This window comes from Aurantiacibacter sp. MUD61, assembly GCF_027912455.1.
In the GTDB taxonomy this organism is placed as follows: Bacteria; Pseudomonadota; Alphaproteobacteria; order Sphingomonadales; family Sphingomonadaceae; genus Alteraurantiacibacter.
The window spans coordinates 1,877,505-1,898,361 of sequence record NZ_CP115446.1; the positions used below are offsets into that span (position 1 = coordinate 1,877,505).

The 20,857-nt window shown below is 58.0% G+C and carries 17 protein-coding genes; 16 read left to right on the forward strand and 1 reads right to left on the reverse strand.

Translation table 11 applies throughout. The features are described 5' to 3' along the window. Positions 1-83 precede the first annotated feature (83 nt). From O2N64_RS08995 to O2N64_RS09025, 7 genes are all read left to right on the forward strand, one after another. The gene (locus O2N64_RS08995; protein ID WP_271077272.1) at positions 84-824 is read left to right on the forward strand and encodes a FadR/GntR family transcriptional regulator; all 741 of its coding nucleotides are present in this window, start codon (positions 84-86) and stop codon (positions 822-824) included. 109 nt (positions 825-933) lie between these two features. Next, positions 934-3,180, forward strand: a complete 2,247-nt coding sequence (locus O2N64_RS09000) for a polysaccharide lyase 6 family protein (RefSeq protein WP_271077273.1) — start codon at positions 934-936, stop codon at positions 3,178-3,180. Beyond that, positions 3,177-5,363: a heparinase II/III domain-containing protein gene (locus O2N64_RS09005; RefSeq protein ID WP_271077274.1), complete on the forward strand. Its 2,187-nt coding sequence runs from the start codon at positions 3,177-3,179 to the stop codon at positions 5,361-5,363. The genes O2N64_RS09000 and O2N64_RS09005 overlap by 4 nt, the downstream gene beginning before the upstream one ends. Next, positions 5,360-5,728: a cupin domain-containing protein gene (locus O2N64_RS09010; protein WP_271077275.1), complete on the forward strand. Its 369-nt coding sequence runs from the start codon at positions 5,360-5,362 to the stop codon at positions 5,726-5,728. The genes O2N64_RS09005 and O2N64_RS09010 overlap by 4 nt, the downstream gene beginning before the upstream one ends. Next, positions 5,728-7,002, forward strand: coding sequence for an MFS transporter (locus O2N64_RS09015; RefSeq protein ID WP_271077276.1), 1,275 nt, complete (start codon positions 5,728-5,730; stop codon positions 7,000-7,002). The genes O2N64_RS09010 and O2N64_RS09015 overlap by 1 nt, the downstream gene beginning before the upstream one ends. A gap of 37 nt (positions 7,003-7,039) precedes the next feature. After that, a complete protein-coding gene (locus tag O2N64_RS09020; RefSeq protein ID WP_271077277.1) occupies positions 7,040-7,795 on the forward strand; it encodes an SDR family NAD(P)-dependent oxidoreductase in 756 nt (251 codons plus the stop codon). Positions 7,796-7,825: 30 nt separating this feature from the next. After that, positions 7,826-8,725, forward strand: coding sequence for a sugar kinase (locus O2N64_RS09025; protein WP_271077278.1), 900 nt, complete (start codon positions 7,826-7,828; stop codon positions 8,723-8,725). A gap of 246 nt (positions 8,726-8,971) precedes the next feature. Here O2N64_RS09025 and O2N64_RS09030 read toward each other — a convergent pair whose 3' ends face one another. Next, entirely contained in the window at positions 8,972-10,579 is a 1,608-nt protein-coding gene (locus O2N64_RS09030) for a glycosyl hydrolase family 28-related protein (RefSeq protein ID WP_271077279.1), read from the reverse strand. A gap of 209 nt (positions 10,580-10,788) precedes the next feature. Between O2N64_RS09030 and O2N64_RS09035 the strand changes: the two genes are divergently transcribed. From O2N64_RS09035 to O2N64_RS09075, 9 genes are all read left to right on the forward strand, one after another. Next, positions 10,789-13,635, forward strand: coding sequence for a TonB-dependent receptor (locus O2N64_RS09035; protein WP_271077280.1), 2,847 nt, complete (start codon positions 10,789-10,791; stop codon positions 13,633-13,635). A 126-nt stretch (positions 13,636-13,761) separates the two neighbouring features. Next, positions 13,762-14,433 carry a 2-keto-4-pentenoate hydratase gene (locus tag O2N64_RS09040; RefSeq protein ID WP_271077281.1) on the forward strand — a complete coding sequence of 224 codons (672 nt, stop codon included), beginning with the start codon at positions 13,762-13,764 and terminating at the stop codon, positions 14,431-14,433. Further along, positions 14,430-15,443 (forward strand): TRAP transporter substrate-binding protein, encoded by a 1,014-nt coding sequence (locus O2N64_RS09045; RefSeq protein ID WP_271077282.1) that lies wholly within the window; start codon positions 14,430-14,432, stop codon positions 15,441-15,443. Before O2N64_RS09040 ends, O2N64_RS09045 begins: the two co-directional genes overlap by 4 nt. Beyond that, on the forward strand, positions 15,440-15,913 hold the full coding sequence (locus O2N64_RS09050) for a TRAP transporter small permease (RefSeq protein ID WP_271077283.1): 474 nt from the start codon (positions 15,440-15,442) through the stop codon (positions 15,911-15,913). The genes O2N64_RS09045 and O2N64_RS09050 overlap by 4 nt, the downstream gene beginning before the upstream one ends. Further along, on the forward strand, positions 15,913-17,190 hold the full coding sequence (locus tag O2N64_RS09055) for a TRAP transporter large permease (protein WP_271077284.1): 1,278 nt from the start codon (positions 15,913-15,915) through the stop codon (positions 17,188-17,190). The genes O2N64_RS09050 and O2N64_RS09055 overlap by 1 nt, the downstream gene beginning before the upstream one ends. Before the next feature lie 44 nt (positions 17,191-17,234). Beyond that, positions 17,235-18,257, forward strand: coding sequence for a LacI family DNA-binding transcriptional regulator (locus tag O2N64_RS09060; protein WP_271077285.1), 1,023 nt, complete (start codon positions 17,235-17,237; stop codon positions 18,255-18,257). A 139-nt stretch (positions 18,258-18,396) separates the two neighbouring features. After that, positions 18,397-19,029: an RpiB/LacA/LacB family sugar-phosphate isomerase gene (locus tag O2N64_RS09065; RefSeq protein ID WP_271077286.1), complete on the forward strand. Its 633-nt coding sequence runs from the start codon at positions 18,397-18,399 to the stop codon at positions 19,027-19,029. Between the two features lie 29 nt (positions 19,030-19,058). Then, positions 19,059-19,817 carry a 2-dehydro-3-deoxy-D-gluconate 5-dehydrogenase KduD gene (gene kduD, locus O2N64_RS09070; protein WP_271077287.1) on the forward strand — a complete coding sequence of 253 codons (759 nt, stop codon included), beginning with the start codon at positions 19,059-19,061 and terminating at the stop codon, positions 19,815-19,817. Continuing rightward, positions 19,817-20,830 (forward strand): sugar kinase, encoded by a 1,014-nt coding sequence (locus O2N64_RS09075; protein ID WP_271077288.1) that lies wholly within the window; start codon positions 19,817-19,819, stop codon positions 20,828-20,830. The genes kduD and O2N64_RS09075 overlap by 1 nt, the downstream gene beginning before the upstream one ends. The last annotated feature ends 27 nt before the right edge of the window (positions 20,831-20,857 follow it).

A 20,857-nucleotide genomic window follows, 5' to 3' on the forward strand; every position in this document is an offset into this window, starting at 1 on the left:
TTTCGTTAGTTGCCAAAATTGGTATGACAAAGTAGGTATGCAGCGAGAACTGAAATGACTCCGATCTAGCAGCAGGGCACGAAATGACGGCGAAAAGACTTTACCAATCGATTGCACGGCAAATTGCTGAATTGATCGACGAAGGAGCCTATCCGGCGGGATCGAGGCTTCCTGGCGAGAGAGATCTCGCTGAGAAGTTTGGGGTGAGCCGTGTGACCATCCGTGAAGCGGAGATCGCTCTGCAGGCGATCGGTCGGCTGGAAATCAAGACCGGGTCGGGGGTGTACGTCAGCGAGCAGCAGCCTGAAATAGCCGATGCGCTACCGAATGTCAGCGCCTTTGAAGTTACTGAAGCGCGGCTTCTCATTGAATCTGAAGCTGCGGCACTGGCTGCGCGCAATATCACGGATGAAGGCATCGCGGAACTGGAAAAGCTCATCGAAGCGATGGGGAATGCCGATCACGACGAAGCCAATTTAGCAGACGAGAAATTTCACCTGCGTATCGCCGAGGCATCGAATAACCAAGCGCTGGTTCACACCGTCCAGCGTCTTTGGAACATGCGTGAGAAAATACCGCAGGTTAAAGCGACCTATGAGGCGGTTTGTGTCCATGACTCGAAATTGCGCACTGAAGAGCATCGTGACGTTTTCAACGCCTTGAAGGATCGCGATCCAGCTGCGGCAAGGGCGGCGATGCGTGAACATTTCCAACGCCTGATCGAGAATATGCTCGATACGACCGAGCAGCAAGCTCTTGCTGAAGTGCAGCAGCGCGCCACCGAAAGCCGCGAACGGTTTCTTGCGGCGGCCCGCCTTCCTTAAAATGCCAAACCAATTGGTATAACAGAGTTGCCAATCTGGCATATTATTGTGGTTGACACATGGCTGGCGCGGCTTATTGTCCTCTCTATAACAGAAGAGAGGATTCGGGATGTTTGGCAGACTTGCCATAATCGCGGCAGGAGCGCTTGCATGGGTTACTCCTGCGCAAGCTGAAGATTTCTTCGTCAGCACTCAGGCGGAATACGCAGATGCCGCTCGCGGGGTTGAGGCGGGCGACACCATCATTCTTGCCAACGGCGAGTGGCACGACTTCGAGATGGTTATCACTGGTGCTGGGCAGCAAGACGCTCTGATTACTGTGACTGCCGAAACCCCGGGCCAAGTCATCCTGACAGGGCAATCCAATTTGCGCATCGGCGGCCAATACGTCGTCGTATCTGGCCTTGTCTTTCGTGACGGTTACAGCCCCACTGGCGAGGTGATCTCCTTCCGCCGGGACAGTGACGATCTGGCGAGCAATGCCAGGGTCACTCAGACTGTCATCGACGGTTTCAGCAAGCCCGACCGCAATGAAACCGATTATTGGGTGGCCATGTTTGGGAGCGATAATCGCTTCGATCACAACCATCTGGTCGGTAAGACCAATCGCGGCGTTACGCTCGCAGTCAGGCTCAACACTGAAGAAAGTCGCGGCAACAATCATCATATCGACCACAACTATTTCGGCCCGAGACCAGTGCTCGGATCGAACGGTGGTGAGACGCTGCGGATCGGCACCAGCCACTATTCAATGTTCGATTCCAACACACTTGTTGAGAACAATGTCTTCGACCGGACGAGCGGCGAGGTGGAAATCATCTCGATCAAGTCTGGTGCCAATATCGTGCGCGGAAACCTGTTCCTTCGGTCGCAGGGTGCTCTCACCCTTCGCCATGGGGACGGCAATCTGATCGAGCGCAATGTGTTCCTGGGCCACGGCGTGGATCACACCGGTGGCATTCGGATCATCAATCGCAATCAGACTGTGCGAGAGAATTACATGGAGGGCCTGCGCGGCGCCGGTTTCGCCAGCGCGCTGACTGTGATGAACGGCGTCCCCAATTCGCCTGTGAATCGCTACGTCGTAGTCGACAATGCGCTGATCGAGAACAACACCGTGGTCGACAGCTTTCGCATCACGCTGGGTGCCGGCGCTGACGAGGAGCGCTCGGCCAATCCGGTGAATAGCTCCATGACCGGAAATCTTTTTGCAGGTTCGCACCGCGACACATTCATCGAAGTCGATGCAGACATGTCCGGGATTGTGTTCACTGGCAATGCTCTGGTCTCGGGCCGGGTGCACAGCGCGATCGCCGATGAATTGCCAGTGATTGAGACCGAAATGGTCCGCCGCGAGAACGGCCTTTTGTATCCTGCAAGTCCTGAACTCGAGAATGTAGGCGCTCCACGCGACCTGCAGGTTATCTCGCTCAGTGATGTCGGTGTGGAATGGTATTCAAAGCCTGGCCAAGATGGGATGTTCGGGGCAGGGCAGGAAATTGCCGTGCATGGAAGCGGTGAAGCGCTGATCTCTGCTCTCAGTCAAGCGGGGAACGGTGATACCTTCCGGCTCGCACCGGGCGATTATCATTTCGATCGCACCCTTCCGATTGATAGGCCCGTCACGCTCCTTGCCAGCGACGGAGAGGAGGTCGTGCTGCGCTTCACCCGTCCTTCGCTCTTCGAGTTGCGGGAAGGTGGCGCGCTGAGGCTGGATGGCGTTATCATCGACGGCTCTCTTGCTCCGGACAATGTCGGCAACGCTGTCATCCGAACCGGAAGCGCTCCGATCCGTGGCAATCTGCAGATTGAGCTCGAGAATGTCGAAGTGCGCAATCTTACCGTCAATCGCGACTTTGACGTGATTTACCTTGGGCCTTCCACACTTGCAGAGCGCCTCCTCATCCGCGGAAGCCAATTCTCAGGCATCAGCGGAACTGTTGTTTCTGCAGCTTCGGAGCATGACGATCAGGGGCGTTACAATGTCGACTATATGACGATTGAGAACTCGGCTTTTGCAAATGTAGTTGGCCCGGTTGCCGAAGTATATCGCGGGGGCCGTGATGAGAGCACCTTTGGTCCGCACGTGCTTATTACCAATTCGCAGTTCAGCAATGTGGGATCTGGCGCGGACGCGTCGATAGTACTGCATGGCGTGCAAGACACCTTGATTGCGGAGAACCAGTTCGCCGCATCGGCGCCGATCAGCGTGGTCCACACGGTCGGTGTTCCTCAATCTGCGATCTGGAATAATGAGTTTGCTGAAACACCCCGGCCAAGTCTGGCTGAACTCGTATTTCCGGGGCAACCGCGCGTTTCGTTGGTCGACAATTCCTTCGACGGAGTAGTCGAATGAATCTCACGCTATCCAAGCTAGCTCTCGCCGCATCGGCGTTGGTGCTGGGCAGTCCTGCTTACGCGCAGCAAGAGCGCTCGACCGTTGTTCAGGCCGAAACGGCGTCCCACTACCCGCCGCTCTTCGCAGCGGAAATGTTGATCGCCCAGGAATTCGTTGATGATATGATTGCTGCGGGTGTGACGGTGCCAGTGCCGGTCGACCCAGGCGGCGGTTATACGCACGAACAGCACAAGAGGAATTATCGGGCGATGCTGCTTGCAGGGCAGCTTTATGACCTGACGGGAGAGGACCGCTATTTCCAATTCGTACGCGAAATGCTGCTCGAATATGCGGAGCTGTATCCAACTCTGAGCGATCACCCCGCGCGTGCAAATCAGAATGTCGGCCGCCTGTTCTGGCAGGTGCTCAACGATGCCATGTGGCTGGTGCATGCAATTCAGGCATACGAGCTTGTGCGCAGCGATCTGTATGCTGCCGATCGTGAACTGATCGACAATCAACTTTTCCGGCGCGCAGCCCAATTCCTCTCGGTGGAATCCGAAAGCACATTCAATCGCATTCACAATCACGCGACCTGGGCGACAGCCGGTGTGGGAATGACCGGCTATGTGCTTGGCGACGATGAATTGGTTCACAGAGCGCTTTACGGAACTCGCGGTGATGGTGAAGCGGGATTTATCCGCCAGACCGAACTGCTCTTCTCGCCGGACGGGTATTACACCGAAGGCCCATATTACCAGCGCTTCGCCCTTTTACCGTTTATGGTTTTCGCAGGCGCGATTGATCGCAATGAGCCGGAACGCCGGATCTTTGAGCATCGCGATGGAATTCTTGAAAAAGCCCTGCTGACGACAATCCAGCTGACCTATGACGGATATTTCTTCCCCTTCAACGATGCCATTCGGGACAAAAGCCTCAATACAGCCGAGCTCTACGAAGGCGTAGCCATCGGCTACTCGGTAACTGAGAACCCGGCGCTGCTGGATATTGCGCAGTTTCAGGGCCGCACGGTGATTTCACAAGCCGGGCTTCAAATGTCGCAAGCCCTTGCCGCGGGCGAGGCGGAGCGCTTCCCCTTCCGCTCGATGCTCTTCAGCGACGGACCTGACGGGGACCAGGGAGCAATTGCAGTGCTGCGCGATGGTGTCGGGCCTGACCATTTAGCTCTCGTCGCCAAGAATGCCTCGCAAGGCATGGGGCACGGCCACTTCGACAAATTGAGTTGGCAACTTTACAATTTGGGAGAGGAGGTTGTCCGCGATTACGGCGCCGCTCGCTTCCTCAATATCGAGGCGAAACAGGGCGGTCGGTATCTCCCAGAAAACGAAAGCTGGGCGAAGCAGACGATCGCGCACAATGCGCTGGTCGTAAACGAGCAGAGCCATTTCTACGGCGATCGGGACCTCGCTGACCTGTCAGCACCCACCCAGCTGTATTTCGCAACCGACGAAGGCCTGCAGGTGAGTGTCGCCGGGATAGATGATGCCTATCCGCAGGAAGGCGTGTCCATGACCCGGCTTCTGGCGCTGGTCGATGTCGAAGGTTTCTCGCAGCCGGTCACTCTGGACCTCATGCGCGCTCAGGGTGAAGGTGAGTTGCAATTCGACCTGCCGCTGCATTACTCCGGCCACATCATGCGCTTGGGCTTTGACCCCTCCCGAAATATTGAGGGCAGGCCTGTGCTGGGGGCTGGCAACGGCTACCAGCACATCTGGGAAGATGGTCGCGGCGCGCCTGAAGCGGATCAGGCCTTCATGACATGGCTGCTTGAAGGCCGGTTCTATACCTATCGCTTCGTGCCGCAGGACAACTTCGAGGTGATCCTCGGCGAAAGCGGTGCGAACGATCCGGAATTCAACCTTCGGAGAGAGCCTCTCGTCATCCAGCGCGTGACCGGGAGTAGCAGCGCAACTTTCGTCAGTCTTGTCGAGCCTCACGGTCTCTATGACGGCGCGACCGAACAGACGATAGATAGCGACAGCCAGATCACTTCTCTGCGCCATATCGAGCAAGGCACATTTGACATTGTCCTGATCGAAACGCTGGCCGGTGCGCAAATCGCTGTCGCGATTTCCTGGGATGACAATCCCGCGGCAAGGCACACCGCCATCATCGAAGGGCGCGAAGTCACGTGGCAAGGCTATGCCGCGCGCATCCCCCTTACGGCAGCTGGAGAATGACGATGGCGCAGCAAGATCAAATTGGCAGCGAACGTTTCATCGACGCGGCTACGGTGCCGGTGGAAGAACTTGGCGGGGGAATAAAGCGCCAGATCCTGGGTTTCGGGCCTGATCTGATGGCGGTTCGCGTGTGTTTCGATAAAGGCGCGGTTGGTGAGCAGCACGCCCATCATCACGCGCAAACCAGCTATGTCGAAAGCGGACGCTTCCTCGCGACGATTGACGGAGAGGAGCGGGAACTGGGGCCGGGCGATGGCTTCTATGTGAAGCCACACGAAATGCACGGGGCGGTGTGCCTCGAAGCCGGCGTTTTGATCGACACGTTCAGTCCGGTCCGTTCTGATTTTCTCGGCTCGGAGGCTTAATGATGCAAGGCAAGCTTCGCTATTGGATTGTAGGCCTCGTCGCGCTGGCAACGATCATCAATTACATCGATCGCGGCGCACTTGGTTTCCTATGGCCAGAGATCTCGACGGAACTAGGCCTTACCGAATTCGATTACGCCATCATCCTGAATGTCTTCACATTTGCATATGCATTCGGGCAATCGATTTTTGGCAAGATTTTCGATTGGATTGGCGTCAGATTGGGCTTCGTCCTGTCGATTGTCGTCTGGTCGGCGGCAACCATGCTGCACGCAGTCGCGAATTCACTGATGAGTTTTGCAGCGTTCCGCGCAATTCTCGGTGTGTCAGAAGCAGGCAACTGGCCGGGCGCGACAAAGGCGAATGCGGTCTGGTTTCCCATCAATGAGCGCGCATTGGCGCAGGGAATTTTCAATTCCGGAGCTGCGATCGGCGGCATCGTATCGGCGCCAATTATCGGTATCCTCTTCGTTTGGCTCGGCAGTTGGCAGGCGACCTTCGTCGCCATCGGCGCACTTGGGTTTCTCTGGCTGATACCGTGGATGATTGTCTACAAGAGCGGGCCTGATGCACACCCCTGGATCAGCGTGGAAGAGCGCGCATACATTCTCACTGGGCAGAGGAATGCCGAGACTGACGAAGTTGCCGAATATACTCCGAATACGGCGGAAATCCTGAGCCGGAAGGAAAGCTGGGGCGTCATCCTCGCCAGCGCGTTTATCGACCCTATCTGGTGGCTGTTTGTAGGTTGGCTGCCGATCTACCTACTCAACACCTATGGTTTCGGTGTCGAAGAAATCGCGCGTTTTGCGTGGGTGCCTTATGTCGGTGCGATGTTTGGCGCGTGGTTTGGCGGGCTGCTGGCAGGTAAGCTGCTGAAGTCGGGCTGGACTGTCAATCGAACCCGCAAGACCGTCATCGCTCTTGGCGGGCTGATCATGCTGGTCTCGCTTCTGCTCACCACCCAGGCCGCGACACCGCTCACAGCTGTTCTGATTATGGCAGTCATCCTATTCGGTTTCCAAACAGCCATCGGCAATATTCAGACCTTGCCGAGCGATTTTTATGGCGGTGCTTCGGTGGGATCGCTCGCAGGTTTTGCGGGCACCGCGGCGAAACTTGCCGTTGTCGGTCTGAACTTCCTCATCCCGGTCATTACCGTCGAATCCTATACGCCTGCATTCATTGTGGGCGCAGCTCTCGCGATCCTGACAGTGCTGTCGATCTTCACCCTCTGTCCGGACATCAAACCTCTGAAACCAAAAGCGGCCTGAACCGGCCGACCACTCACTCGATCAAAGGGATAATCTCATGAGCAATCTGGCTGGGAAAGTCGCACTGGTAACCGGCGGCAGCCGCGATATTGGTCGTGCCGTCTGCACCAAATTGGCGTCACAGGGCGCCAAGGTGGCCGTCAATTATTTCGACAATGAGCAGGATGGCGACGACACCGTCAACGCCATCCAGTCTTCCGGCGGTGAAGCTATCAAGATCTATGCCGATTTGACAAAGGCTGAAGACGTGAATGCCATGGTTGCGCAAACCGTCGATGCTTTCGGCGAGCGGATCGATATTCTCGTCAACGTCGCCGGTGGACTTGTTGCGCGCAAGACGATTGACGAAATGGATGAGGACTTTTTCAATTTCCTGATGCAGTTGAATGTCACCTCGACCTTCCTGGCGACCAAGGCCGCCGTCCCGCACATGTCAGAAGGATCTGTCATCGTGAATTTCGCCTCGCTAGCCGGCCGCGATGGCGGTGGACCGGGAGCGAGTGCCTATGCCACTGCCAAAGGCGCGGTCATGACCTGGACGCGTGCGATGTCCAAGGAACTGGGGCCTAGAGGCATTCGGGTGAACGCGCTCTGCCCCGGAATGATCGCAACCAAATTCCACGACGATTTCAGCAAGCCGGAAGCGCGCAAAAATGTTGCTGCGGCCACTGATCTGAAGCGTGAAGGTACTGCGGAAGAGACAGCGAATGTCGTCGCCTATCTCGTATCGGAGAAAGCCTCATTCCTTTCAGGCGTTAATCTCGATGTGAATGGCGGGCTTGCCTACTCGTGAGGCGTGCTGTCCAGGTCGAGCACTTCTAACATGACTGTTTTCATCTTCGGCGAGGCGATGCTGGAGTATCATAGCCGCGGGAATAACGGTCTGCGCTATGGCGGCGACACGCTTAACACAGCGATACATTTGGCGCGTCGGGGGCATGACGTAGCCTACGTTACTGCCGTAGGTACAGATCCCATCAGCGATGCCCTCGTCGATGCCTGGGCGAGGGAGGGGATCGATACGCAGTTCGTCCTGCGGCACCCCAATCGCAGTCCTGGTATTTATGCCATTCATCTTGATGGGGCTGGCGAGCGCAGCTTTCTTTACTGGAGAGAGCGAAGCGCTGCGCGCGAGATGTTCGCACTTCCTAAGATCGAAGAAGCGCTGGCTGCCGCCAAACGGGCGGAAGTCATTTACTTCAGTCTAATTTCTCTCGCAATTATTGGTGAGGAGGGGCGTAGCACGCTACTCAACACCGCATATGAGGCGAAAGCACGGGGCTGCGAAATCGTATACGATTCAAATTTCCGGCCTCAACTATGGGATTCCGAGCAGAAAGCTCGATTGGCGTCAGAAAAGGCCATCAAATGCACTACCCTTGGTCTCCCAACAAATGTCGATGAGCAACAGATCTACGACGACAAGAGGTCGGAATGGGAAATAGCGCGAGCATGGCTCGACGGCGGCTGCTCGCGCGTCGCAGTGAAAGCGGGCGAGAATGGATGCTATTACGCGGAAAAAGCCGGCACGGCGCACCAATTCCGCGCCGAACCCGTGACGGTCATTGATTCAAGCGGCGCCGGTGATGCCTTCAACGCTGGTTTTCTTTCAGCAATGCTTAGAGGCCTAGATGAGGCTCGGTGCGTTGCAGAAGGGCAAAGTCTTGCGCGAGAGACGTTGCAGCAGTTCGGGGCTGTTCAGTTTCAATCGAAATTGCGATGACTTCATATGAAAAGAGGGAGTCCCGCTGTTAGGCGACTCGAAGATGTTCAAGAACGGACCGTGGCTGGTATAGCTTTGGTCGGTTGGATCATCCGAGAAGGCACTGTCAAAGCAAACTGGCTGAGTGGCAGAACTTCATGGCCTGCGCTGGAACTAGATCTGAGTTAGCTGCGTCAAACAGAGACGAGTTGTAGACAGACTGACAGCACCGCCATTCATCCAAATCCGTTCGCTGCAACCGGCGGCTTACTCGGATAGACGCGCGCGCAGTTGATAATCGTAGAGCGATGGGACGGCTGCCTGCCGCATCCCCATGTCTTCGATGTAGGGCGCTGGATCGTATTGCAGGTCTATCGCGCGGTTGCCGTGCATGGCGATCACATTGGCATCCGGCCCTTCGCCCGAGCCATATAGCGCGATCGTGCCGTCCGATGGCACACCGGCCTCTACATGTATCGCGACGTTCCACAGCGTGTTGTACCGGCCATGGCCCGGCCGCCAATACCCTGCGCCGCCCGCACGGAAGAGATTGTAGGACGGTGTGCCGCCATCGGTCTCGCCATTCGGGCGAACATGGACGCGGATCTGATCATACAGGTTCTGGTGATTGGCGCCGGCGTGTTGATCCAGCGTCGGCTGTGTCCAGCCCGTTGATCGCTGATAGACCGAACGCGTGGCCTGCGTGTTGAAGCTGAACGTGTGGACCGTGGGGTTGAACACTTCATTATCGGTCACCAGCACATTGTGCACATTGCCCAGGTGCACCGAATAATGCGCGGTGTGATCGCCTGTTGTCGTGACATTGGAAATGGTCACATTGGCAAGATCATCGGTCAGGATGCCCGCGTCTGAGTAGTCGATGCGGACGTTGTCGATCCAGCCGTTATAGACACCGGTGAAGTACACGGCGTTGTAGCCTGCCTCATTATGGTGCCCGAATTCGGGATTTACCGGGAACTGAAAGGCGAGGTCTTGGATGCCGACTTCGCTGATATGGTCCCAGCGCGCGAAGTAGGCGGGAAGTTCATCCGAAATATCGTGCAGCAAGGGATCGGCGATGGTCACTATGCCGTTGTTGATCGCCTCGATACGCGTGGCCTGCCGCACCAGCGGGCGATTTGGCAGCATCCAGTGGCGGTCACCAACGGGGAAGCCGTCACGGTCCTCTCCGTAAAGTTCGGCGATCAGCGGCCCGTCTTCGCCGGCGCGATTGTGCCAATGGATTTGCAACACATCACCGACCGAGAGATCGGACGTATCGGCAACGCGCAGCTGCAATGCCCCGCGTGCCCCTGATGCGATATCGGTTACTTCATCGATGGGGCGATCATATTCTTCGAGATAGGTCGCATGGCGGCCGCCCGGATAGCGCGTCCAGACGAAGCCACCGCTCCAGCTGTATTCGGAGAAAAGCACGTCGAGATTGTTCTGCGGTTGCCGCTCACGCTTGTCGTAACGGACGAGATATTCGCGCAGCTCGTCCAGCGTGCCGCCATCGTCGATCTGGTTGAGCGGGCGGGGCATGTAGAGCTCGGTTCCGCCTTCGCCGCTTCCCATGCCCGCGAGCACCACGCCGCTACGCTCGATCCAGAGGATTTCGGACAGGATATAGCGGCCCGCACCCAGCTGCACGCGGACAGGGCCGGAATGGTCGGATGCTGCCGCGATTGCCGCAATCAGCGCAGCGCTGTCATCCAGGTCGTCATCGGCCACCGCGCCGTGATCCGCCACATCGATGACCGTCTCTATGTGAGGAATGGGCTCGGCTCCGTAACCGTAACCGGCATAGGAGAAATCGGGCAGATAGGGCGCGTCTGCACCTTGGGTCAAAATGTCCGGCAAATCGGTCGCCACCTCCTGTGCCGCTGCCGGGGATGCAAGGATGGCAGTCAAAAAGCCAAAATAAAACCGATGCTTAAAGCGCATTTCAAAATCTCTCTCGTCTCTTTTCAACAAGGGTATTGACGCGGATTGTTACCGGTGTCAATTATTTGGGTAACCGGTGTCAAAAGGCGCCACTCGCTGCTGTCCGAGCGGTGAGATAGAAGTTGGAGGGAGAAACCATGCATATTTTCAGCCAGACTAACGCCATGCCCAGCGTTCGCACAGCCGCATCGTTCAAGGGACTATTGCTCGCTTCGGCGATTGCGATGGTGCCTGCCAGTGCTGCCCACGCGCAGGACGCAGGAGACGACGGTGCCGTCCAAGACGATCCCAACACCATCGTGGTGACGGGCGAAATTTCGCGGACGATCGAAAACTCTCTGGATGCAAAGCGCGAACTGGACGTGATCGGTGACGCTTTGATCGGCGATGACATCGGCGATCTGCCCGATCTTTCGGTTGCAGAGACGCTTGAGCGTATCGTTGGCGTAACATCGGACCGTTTCAAAGGCGGTGCTTCCGAACTCTCGGTTCGCGGCCTTGGCGCGTTTCTTGGCTCGTCAGTCCTGAATGGCCGCGAAATTTCGTCGGGCAGTGACGGCCGCGATGTGAACTACGGACAGTTCCCCAGCGAGCTCATCAATGGCGCGATTATCTACAAGTCGCAGCAGGCGAGCTTCATCGAGGGCGGCATCTCCGGGATTATCGAGCTACAGACGCTGCGCCCTCTCGATTACAACCGCACGTCGCTACAGATTCAAGCCCTTGCCGGTTACAGCGATTATGAAGACCGGGTGGCTGATGGTGATCCGTTCAACTACCGCATCACAGCTTCCTATATCGACCAATATGAGACCGGTATCGGCGATATCGGCATCGCGATCGGCGGCCAGATCCGCCGCGATACGGCGCCGGAGGACATCTATACCTCAAGCTCCACATACCGTCCCTGCAATACTATCGAGGGCGTGGATCAGAGCAACAATTGTGCTTATGACACCGATGCGAATGGCGTGCCCAACGGTGCGTCGGACCAGTTCTATTTCGTGTCCAACCAATACATCTACCGCGCCATGGCGACCGATGCGGACCGTGACGCGATAATGGGCGCGGTGCAATGGCAGCCAGCATACAATGTCGATATCAATCTCGACGTCCAGTATTCCTATCGTGACGATATTGAAGAGCGTCAGAACCTGGTCATTGCCGACGGGCGCCGCGATATCGTGCCTTTGGAGATATCGCCCACTGGAGCACTTCTGAATTGGACGGGTGAGACACGGATCGAGAACCAGTCCGTCTGGCGGCAGCGGACGGAAGAGTATTTCGGGCTGGGTGGGAATATCGCGTGGAGCAGCGATCGCCTCGTGCTCTCAGCAGACTTTGCATATTCGCAGACGCAGCGCCGGCAGGATGAGCTCGACATGCGGATCCGGACCAACCGGCGCGTGTTCTACGAGATCGACAAGCGTGGCCTTAATGTACCCGCATTAACATTCCTCGATGTGACCCCGGTCGAAGACAACACCGGGTTGGAATTCGATCTCAACAACCACGATATCTATGACAATGGCGCTCGCGCGCGGCGTCGGCTCGAAAATGTCGATGACGAGATTTTGGCGCTGCGTCTGGATGCGACTTATGACCTCGACGGCTTTTTCAGCTCGCTTCAGGTCGGCATGCGCTATGCAGAACGTGAGCGACTGCAAGACGATGGGATCGACCAGACCGTCAGCCTCGTAAATGGCTATGATTCTGATGCTGCTCGCGCAGCACGCCTCGATACTTTTATCGTCGAAGATCTTTACGAAGGCGCGGATACGCCCATGGAAGGTCTCACTTGGGCCCGTTGGGACGCGCAGCAATTGTTCACCGCACTGACGGGAAGCCGCGATGCCGGCTTGCCGGAAGGCAGCACGCTTTCCACCGATGACACCGATGTGAATGAAGAGACCCTGGCGGGCTATATTCAGGGCAATTTCGACACCACAATGTTCGGTGTGCCCGCACGCGGCAATATCGGTCTGCGCGGCGTGCGCACGACAATCACTTCCGTTGGTATCAGCAGCGACCTTGAAACGTCTCCCGGCCCCGATCCGGACACGATCGTCATCACAGAGGTTGGAGAGCCAACACTGAATGTTGAAACCAATCGGTTCTGGAACTGGCTGCCAAGCGCCAACCTGATCCTGGAAGTGCAGGACGACATGCTGCTGCGCTTCGCCGCCTATCGCGCCATCGCACGGCCGGATCAGCAGGCCATGTCCGCAGCACTCTCCTTCGATGATGAGGCCGATCTGGGCAATCTGGGCAGCATCGTCAGCGCGAGCGGCAACCCGTTTCTGGAGCCGTTGACGTCTTGGAACGCTGACGTTTCGTGGGAATGGTACGCTTCGCCGACCAGCTCGCTGGCGATTGCGGCGTACTACAAGCTGCTCGAGACTGGTTTTGAAACCGATGTGACCGATCTGACGCTGATCGTCGATGGTGCGCCCGAGGTTGTGCAGATCGGCCGCACGGTGAATTCGGGCGAGACCAGTTCGCTGATCGGTTTCGAAGTGTCGATGAACCACACGTTCGATTACCTGCCGGGCTTCCTCAGCGGCTTCGGCGTCAGCGCAAGTTACAACTTCGCTGACTCCGATTTCGAATTTGAAGATCCCGTGGTGGTCAGCGGCAACGCGATCCGCGATTTCACCGATCCGGCGAATATTCCCGGCTACTCACGCCATACGCTCAACGGGACGTTGTTCTATGAAACCGGACCGTTCAACGCGCGCATCGCGTACAAATGGCGTTCGGAATATTTCAAGCCGTTCCGCACGGCTCAGAATCGCTTCACCGAAGACCAGGGCTTCCTTGATTTCTCGGCGAGCTATGACATCACGGATAATGTCCAGGTGCGCTTCCAAGTGCTGAACATTCTGGATGAGCCGAATATTTTCTACCGCCCAACGCGGGACAGTCTCGCGCAGTCGGATTATTCCGGCACGCGTTACTTCCTCGGTCTGCGCGGCCGGTTCTGAACCATAGTGAGCGAACCTATCGACATGGCTTCGGCTGACCTTCTCCCGTCGGGACACCTGCACGTCTCGACGCAACTGACCCGGGCGAGGGCGGACGCACGCGCTCTCCCCGGGCCTCCCTTGGAAATGCCGGATAACCTCTCCGATGCCTATCGTTTGCAGGACCATTCGATAGCGGCCTGGGAGGACGAGCTTGTCGGCTGGAAAGTCGGCGGGATGTCGCCAGCCAGCGCAGCCGAGTTGGGGACGCCCTATCTCGCAGGGCCGATCTTCGCAAAATCCGTGCAGCATGCACATCAGGGTCGCAGCACGGAAATGCCCGTTTTTGAGGAAGGGTTCGCCGCGATAGAGCCGGAGTTCATCATTGCCCTTGGCAATACGCGGGAAGAGGATCGCATGTTTATCGGGGCGGAGATTGCCAGCAGTCCGATCCCCGATATCAACGACTATGGACCGATCACCGTCATCTGCGATTTCGGCAATAACAATGGCCTTCTAATCGGACCCGAAATCACCGATTGGCGAACCCGTGATCGTGAGATTACGGTCAGCACCCATATCAACGGCGATCTTATCGCAGAGAGCAGGCTGACAGACTTTCCTGCCGCTCCGCTGCGGGCGCTTGCCTTCCTTCTCGAACTGGCCGAGCAACGCGGATATGATCTCCCCGCAGGCACTTTCGTTTCGACCGGCGCGATTACCGGCGTGCATGAGGCGAAAATCGGCGCAACTTCCGAACTTTCATTCAGCGAATACGGCACGGTTGAGTTGCAACTCGTGCCTGCTGTCCCTGCGTGAGTTTTGGAGCTGATATGCGCAGGCGCGATGCCCTTGCAGGACTGATGGCGCTTGGCGGACTGGGCGCGCTCGGCGGGTGCAACAGTCGGTTGGGCGAGGGTGTCTTCACCAGCGCCGATACCCATGTGGACGGCTATCCGACTGTCGAGGCGGTTCGTTATTTTGGCGAGCTGCTGGAGCAGCGCACGAATGGCCGGATGAGCCTTCGCATCTATGCCGGTGGTCAATTGGGGAACGAGCGCGACACGCTGGAAGTCACGACCTTTGGCGGGCTCGACTTCAACCGCGTCAATCTCGCTCCGCTCAATTCGATCGAGCCGCTGACCGTGGTCGCCGCTCTGCCATTCATCTTCGAAAGCACGGAGCATATGCGCCAGGTCGTGGATGGCGAAATTGGCGACGAAATCCTCGCCTCGCTGGAGCGGCACGGCCTGATCGGTTTGTGCTTCTATGATTCCGGAGCGCGCAGTTTCTACAATACGCGCGGGCCCATCAACACGCCCGACGACATGCAAGGCCTGAAGCTGCGCGTGCCCGGCTCTGACCTCTACATCGACATGGTGCGATCGCTCGGCGCGGACGCTGTGCCGATGCCGCTCGACGAGGTTTATCAATCGCTCGCTCAAGGGGTGATTGACGGGGCGGAGAACAACTGGCCGAGTTTTGAAAGCGGCAGGCACTTCGAAGTTGCGCGATACTACAGCCTCACCCGCCACCTGCTCGCGCCCGAAGTCTTCGTGATGTCCAAGGAAAGCTGGGACGCGCTGAGCACGTCAGACCAGGACATCGTTAAGCAGGCGGCGCGCGATTCCGTGCCGCATATGCGTGATCTGTGGGACGCCCGCGTCGAAGAAAGCATGCGCATCGTGACGGCATCGGGCGTTGAAGTGAACGAAGTGGACCCGGCGCTATTCGCTGGCCGGATGACCGGCATGTGGGACGCATCGCTCACCACGCCTGCGCAGCGCGCACTGGTCGAACAGATACTCGCCCTGAGGAGCGGATCATGAAGCGCGGATTGGCAGACAAGGCATCGGACATCCTCGTCCGTCTGGGCGCAGCCGGACTGGTGTTGATGACGGCAGTGATCAGCTGGCAGGTCTTCGGTCGCTTCATTCTCGAAGCAAGCCCGTCATGGTCCGAGCAAACGGCGATGCTGCTGATGATCTGGTACGTCTTCCTCGCCGCCGCCGCTGGCGTGTGGGAACGGTTTCACATCCGCATAGAACTGCTTGAGCGCAGCCTTTCGCCGCAAGGCATGAAGCGATTGCGCATCGGCATTCACCTGTTGATCGCGGTCTTCGGACTGATTTTCCTCATCTACGGAGCAATGCTCGCTTGGGAAGTGCGGGTTCATGTCATTCCCTCACTCGGGATCAGCCGCCTGTTTGCCTATCTGCCGATACCTTTTGCCGGATTGCTCATGGCGCTGTTTTCGCTCGCCCGGATCAGGGTGCGGCTGAGGGAGGGGGATAGCTGATGGAAATCCTCGTCCTCTTCGGCGTGCTGTTGTTCCTGCTCGCAATCGGTGTGCCGGTCGCATTCGCGCTTTTCGGGGCGGCTCTGGCCACCTTTGCTGTCGCTGACATTCCTCTGATCGTCGCTGTGCAGCGCATGGCTGCCGGGATCAGCGTCTTCACCCTGATGGCGATACCCTTCTTCATTTTCGCCGGAGATTTGATGTACCGAGCGGGGATAGCGGAGCGACTTGTCAGAGTTGCGGATGCGGCTTTCGGGCGGGTGCGCGGCGGTTTGGGTCTTGTCGATGTGGGCGCGAGCATGATGTTCGGCGCAGTCTCCGGCTCTGCCATTGCGAGTGCGTCTGCCATTGGCTCCACCATGGTCCCGCTGATGGACGAGAAGGGCTATGATCGCGATTTCGCGGTCAATGTCACCGTGACGGCCGCCATCGTCGGCCTGCTTATACCGCCCTCGCACAACATGATCATCTATGCTGCGGCATCGGGCGGCGGCGTGTCGATTGGCGATCTGTTTCTTGCCGGCATCATTCCCGGCCTGATGACCGGTGCGATGCTGATGGTAACCACGTGGCTGGTCGCGCGGAGGCGCGGCTTGCCAAAAGGACATTTCCCTGGCTGGCGCGCATTTGTGCGGGCGTTGATCTACGCCATCCCGGGCCTGTTCACCGGCGTGCTCATCATGGGCGGCATTCTTTCCGGCATTTTCACGCCGACCGAAAGCTCGGCAATTGCAGTCGTATACACGGCCCTTGTCGGCACCTTCGTGTACCGCAGCCTCGGCTGGCAGGGTTTCTGGGAAGCGGCCCAGAAATCGGTGCGTACGGCGGCGATGGTGCTCTTTATCATCGCAGCTGCGACCGCCTTTGGCTTTGCGCTGGCCCTGTTGGAAGTGCCCGCAGCCTTGGCAGGTCTGATCGGCGCGATGACGGATAATCCGCTTCTCACGCTCCTCATTATCAATGTGATGCTGCTCCTGCTCGGCACGTTTATGGACATGGCGCCGCTCATTGTCATCACCACGCCGATCTTCCTGCCGGTGGCTGCGGCAGCTGGCGTTGATCCAGTGCATTTCGGAATTATCCTGATGCTGAACCTCGGCATTGGCCTCGTCACCCCGCCTGTCGGATCGGTGCTGTTTGTCGGTTCTGCTGTCGGGCAAGTACCGTTCGAAGCGATGATCAAGACCATCTGGCCGTTCTATTTCACATTGATCGCGGCGCTGGTGATCGTGTCCTACGTGCCCGCCGTATCGCTGTGGTTGCCGCGCATGTTCTGAGCAGGGGGCTTGGCCAATGCGTTTTATCGCCATAAAGAACAGCGATGGGCGACAGGGCTAAACCGACGATCAACGATGTGGCGCGTGTCGCCAATGTCTCCAAAAAGACGGTCAGCCGTGTCATCAACGATTCCCCGCTGCTGAGCGACAAGACCCGCGAAAAGGTGAAGGCGGTCATCAAGGATCTGGGCTTTGTGCCCAATCTGCAGGCCCGCGCATTGGCGCTCAAGCGCAATTTCATCATCGCGGTCATTCACGACAACCCCAATGCGCAGTTTCTGGTGAATGTGCAGCAGGGCGTGTTGGAAGGGATCGCCGATACGGAATTCGGCCTGATGGTGCAGCCGATCGATCGCAATTCGCCGACACTCGATGCAGACATTCGTGCTTTTATTGAGCGCCAGCGACCGATGGGTGTGGTGATGCTACCGCCGATTTCGGGATACGAATCTGTCGCCGATATCTGCCGCGAAACCGGCACGCGCTACGTGCGCATGGGCTCTATCAAAATGGACGACGCGGCCAATGTGGTCAGTTCCAACGACCGCGAGGCCGTGCGTGACGCGGTCAGCTATCTGATCGACAAGGGGCATCGCCGTATCGCGCTGATCGGAGGGCCTGAAGGCTTTACCTCGCCCAAGGAACGGACGGCGGGTTTCCGCGAAGCCATGGCATCAGCAGGGCTCGAGGTGGATGAGAACCTTGTCCAGCCGGGCAAATACACTTTTGAATCGGGCGTCAGCGCAGCAGAAGCTCTGATGGCGCTCGACAATCCGCCGACCGCAATCTTTGCCTGCAATGACGAAATGGCGATCGGGACGATGATTGCCTATCGCCGCAACGGGAAGCGGATACCGGAAGATATCTCGATCGTCGGCTTCGACGATACGCCGCTCTCCAGCCATGTCTGGCCCTCGCTCACCACGGTGCGCTGGCCGATAGTCGAAATGGCGCGCACCGCTGCGAAGAAGCTTTTGTCAGCTCCGCCTGTGGCCGAGGACGAGCCGTGGCTCTTGCCCTCACGCCTGATCGAGCGCGGCTCCGTCGTCCCGCCACAAGGCAGCTAGGACCGCAACACTCAAGATGCTGGCGACAATCAGAAATGCCCCTTGCATCCCATTATGACACCGGTTACCTAAGCGCTATGAAACGCGCGCGTGTCAGCGAATGATGCCGCCTCACACCGATCGGAAAGAGACAGCCATTATGAAAATCGCCCTTATCATCGAAAACAGCCAGGCAGCGAAGAACTCGATTGTGCACGATGCACTGACCTCGGTCGCTGAACCGCTGGGTCATGAAGTCCATCATTACGGCATGTATACGCCCGAGGATGCGGCGCATCTGACGTACAATATGAACGGAATTCTCAGCGGCATCCTGCTAAATTCCGGCGCGGCGGATTTCGTTGTCACCGGTTGCGGTACGGGCATGGGCTCCATGCTTGCCTGTAACGCGATGCCGGGTGTGTTCTGCGGCCTGGTGATCGATCCGACGGACGCTTTCCTCTTCGCGCAGATCAATGACGGCAATGCGATCGCCATGCCCTATGCCAAAGGCTTCGGCTGGGCGGCGGAACTCAATCTGCAGGATTGCTATCGCAAGCTCTTCGAGGGCGAAAGCGGTGTCGGTTATCCGAAAGAGCGGGCAGCAGTGATGAAGAAAAATCGCGGTATCCTGGCGGATATGAAGAAGGTCACCTGCCACGACATGCTGACCGTCCTGAAGAATGTCGATCAGGAAATGCTCAAAACCGCCATCTCGGGTGAGCGGTTTGCCGAATATTTCTACCCCAATTGCCAGGATGACGCGATCGCCGATTACCTCCGCAGTCTTTGATCGACGCGCAATCAGGGGAGGACCAGAAAATGGCAGGCAAAGCATTCGATCTGAGCGGTAAGGTCGCGATCGTGACCGGTGCAAATACCGGCATCGGACAGGGCATCGCCGTGGCACTGGCAGAGGCAGGCGCGGATATCGCGATCGTCACGCGTTCCGATGCGTCAGATACGGCAAACAAGATCACTGCGCTGGGTCGCCGGGCGCACATCATCATCGCCGACCTTTCCAGCATCGAGCCATGCCAGCGTATCGTGGATGAGACGCTGGACACATTTGGCCGGCTGGACATTTTGGTGAACAATGCCGGCATCATCCGGCGCGATGACGCTCTCGATTTCAGCGAAGAGGATTGGGACGCGGTCGTCGACACCAATCTCAAGGTCCTGTTCTTCCTGTGCCAAGCGGCCGGGCGGCATATGGTGGAGCAGAAGAGCGGCTCGATCATTAACATCGCGTCGATGCTGACGTTTCAGGGCGGCATTCGCGTGCCCAGCTACACCGCTTCCAAAAGCGGCGTGGGCGGCCTCACCAAGCTTTTGGCCAATGAATGGGCCTCGCACGGCGTGAACGTCAATGCGATCGCGCCCGGTTATATCGCGACCAACAATACCGCCGCTTTGCAGGCGGATGAGACGCGCAATCGGCAGATCATGGAGCGCATTCCCGCTGGCCGTTGGGGCGATCCAGAGGACATTGGCGGGGCAGCGGTCTTCCTCGCCTCGGATGCGGCGCGCTATGTTCAGGGCCATATACTGGCCGTCGATGGCGGCTGGCTTGCGCGGTAATGCAGGGCCTGATCGCATGCTTTGGTGAAGTGCTGCTGCGGTTTGCCCCGCGTGGCGGCGCGAGCCTCCGTGACACGCATGGGCTCGACCTGCATGTCGGCGGTGCGGAAGCGAATGTGGCGGTGGGCCTAGCTAATCTGGGGCTTGCGACACGAATGATCACCATCTTGCCGGAGAATGATCTCGGCATGCTGGCGCGCAAGCAACTTGCGGCGCAGGGCGTCGACTGTTCCGGGATTGGTAGCGGAGCAGGGCGCATGGGAAGCTATTTCGCTACGCCCGCGATCGGTGTGCGGCGTGGTGACGTGTTGTATGACCGTGCGGACAGTGCCTTTGCCCGTTTCGCGGCAGACAATTTTGACCCTGAAGCCGCGCTTGAAGGCGCGCGGCACCTGCACCTTTCCGGCATTTCTCTTGCTGTCAGTGAGACTGCGTCCAGTGCTACGCGCGCACTCGCAAAAGCGGCCAAGACGCGCGGTCTTACGTTGTCTGTCGATGGCAATTATCGGCCCTCGCTGTGGGAGGTCGCAGGCCGTGACCCACGCCCGGCGATCGCCGAGCTGGTGGCGCAGGCCGACCTCTTTTTTGGCAATCACAAGGATGTGTCGCTTTTGCTGAATGCGGAGTTTCCCGGTGACGGCGAAGATCGGCGCCGCGCAGCTGCCGAGGCCTTGCTGAGCGAATTTCGCAATCTCTCCACCATCGCCTCGACCGCGCGGCATGTCGATGAGCATGGCGCACACCATCTGGTCGGACGGATCGATATGCGAGAGGCGCAGGCCCAAAGCGCAACGCGCATTCTCGCGAATGTCGTAGATCGCATCGGCACGGGTGACGCATTCGCAGCGGGGGTGTTGTCCGGCTGGCTGGCCGACCCGGACAACCTTTCGAATGCCATCGAGCGGGGCATGGCTTTGGCCGCGCTCAAACACTACACGCCGGGTGATTTCTCGCTTGCGACTGAAGCAGAACTGCGCGGCGCAATGGAGGGAGCAGCCGATGTTGCCCGCTAGAATTCTCGGCATCACGCTTGCGCTGTC

What these genes read in the sequence shown, in the direction of transcription:
- O2N64_RS08995 (WP_271077272.1), top strand. Translation starts at nt 84, where the DNA reads ATGACGGCGAAAAGACTTTACCAATCGATTGCACGGCAAATTGCTGAA.
- O2N64_RS09000 (WP_271077273.1), top strand. Translation starts at nt 934, where the DNA reads ATGTTTGGCAGACTTGCCATAATCGCGGCAGGAGCGCTTGCATGGGTT.
- O2N64_RS09005 (WP_271077274.1), top strand. Translation starts at nt 3,177, where the DNA reads ATGAATCTCACGCTATCCAAGCTAGCTCTCGCCGCATCGGCGTTGGTG.
- O2N64_RS09010 (WP_271077275.1), top strand. Translation starts at nt 5,360, where the DNA reads ATGACGATGGCGCAGCAAGATCAAATTGGCAGCGAACGTTTCATCGAC.
- O2N64_RS09015 (WP_271077276.1), top strand. Translation starts at nt 5,728, where the DNA reads ATGATGCAAGGCAAGCTTCGCTATTGGATTGTAGGCCTCGTCGCGCTG.
- O2N64_RS09020 (WP_271077277.1), top strand. Translation starts at nt 7,040, where the DNA reads ATGAGCAATCTGGCTGGGAAAGTCGCACTGGTAACCGGCGGCAGCCGC.
- O2N64_RS09025 (WP_271077278.1), top strand. Translation starts at nt 7,826, where the DNA reads ATGACTGTTTTCATCTTCGGCGAGGCGATGCTGGAGTATCATAGCCGC.
- O2N64_RS09035 (WP_271077280.1), top strand. Translation starts at nt 10,789, where the DNA reads ATGCATATTTTCAGCCAGACTAACGCCATGCCCAGCGTTCGCACAGCC.
- O2N64_RS09040 (WP_271077281.1), top strand. Translation starts at nt 13,762, where the DNA reads ATGCCGGATAACCTCTCCGATGCCTATCGTTTGCAGGACCATTCGATA.
- O2N64_RS09050 (WP_271077283.1), top strand. Translation starts at nt 15,440, where the DNA reads ATGAAGCGCGGATTGGCAGACAAGGCATCGGACATCCTCGTCCGTCTG.
- O2N64_RS09055 (WP_271077284.1), top strand. Translation starts at nt 15,913, where the DNA reads ATGGAAATCCTCGTCCTCTTCGGCGTGCTGTTGTTCCTGCTCGCAATC.
- O2N64_RS09060 (WP_271077285.1), top strand. Translation starts at nt 17,235, where the DNA reads ATGGGCGACAGGGCTAAACCGACGATCAACGATGTGGCGCGTGTCGCC.
- O2N64_RS09065 (WP_271077286.1), top strand. Translation starts at nt 18,397, where the DNA reads ATGAAAATCGCCCTTATCATCGAAAACAGCCAGGCAGCGAAGAACTCG.
- kduD (WP_271077287.1), top strand. Translation starts at nt 19,059, where the DNA reads ATGGCAGGCAAAGCATTCGATCTGAGCGGTAAGGTCGCGATCGTGACC.
- O2N64_RS09075 (WP_271077288.1), top strand. Translation starts at nt 19,817, where the DNA reads ATGCAGGGCCTGATCGCATGCTTTGGTGAAGTGCTGCTGCGGTTTGCC.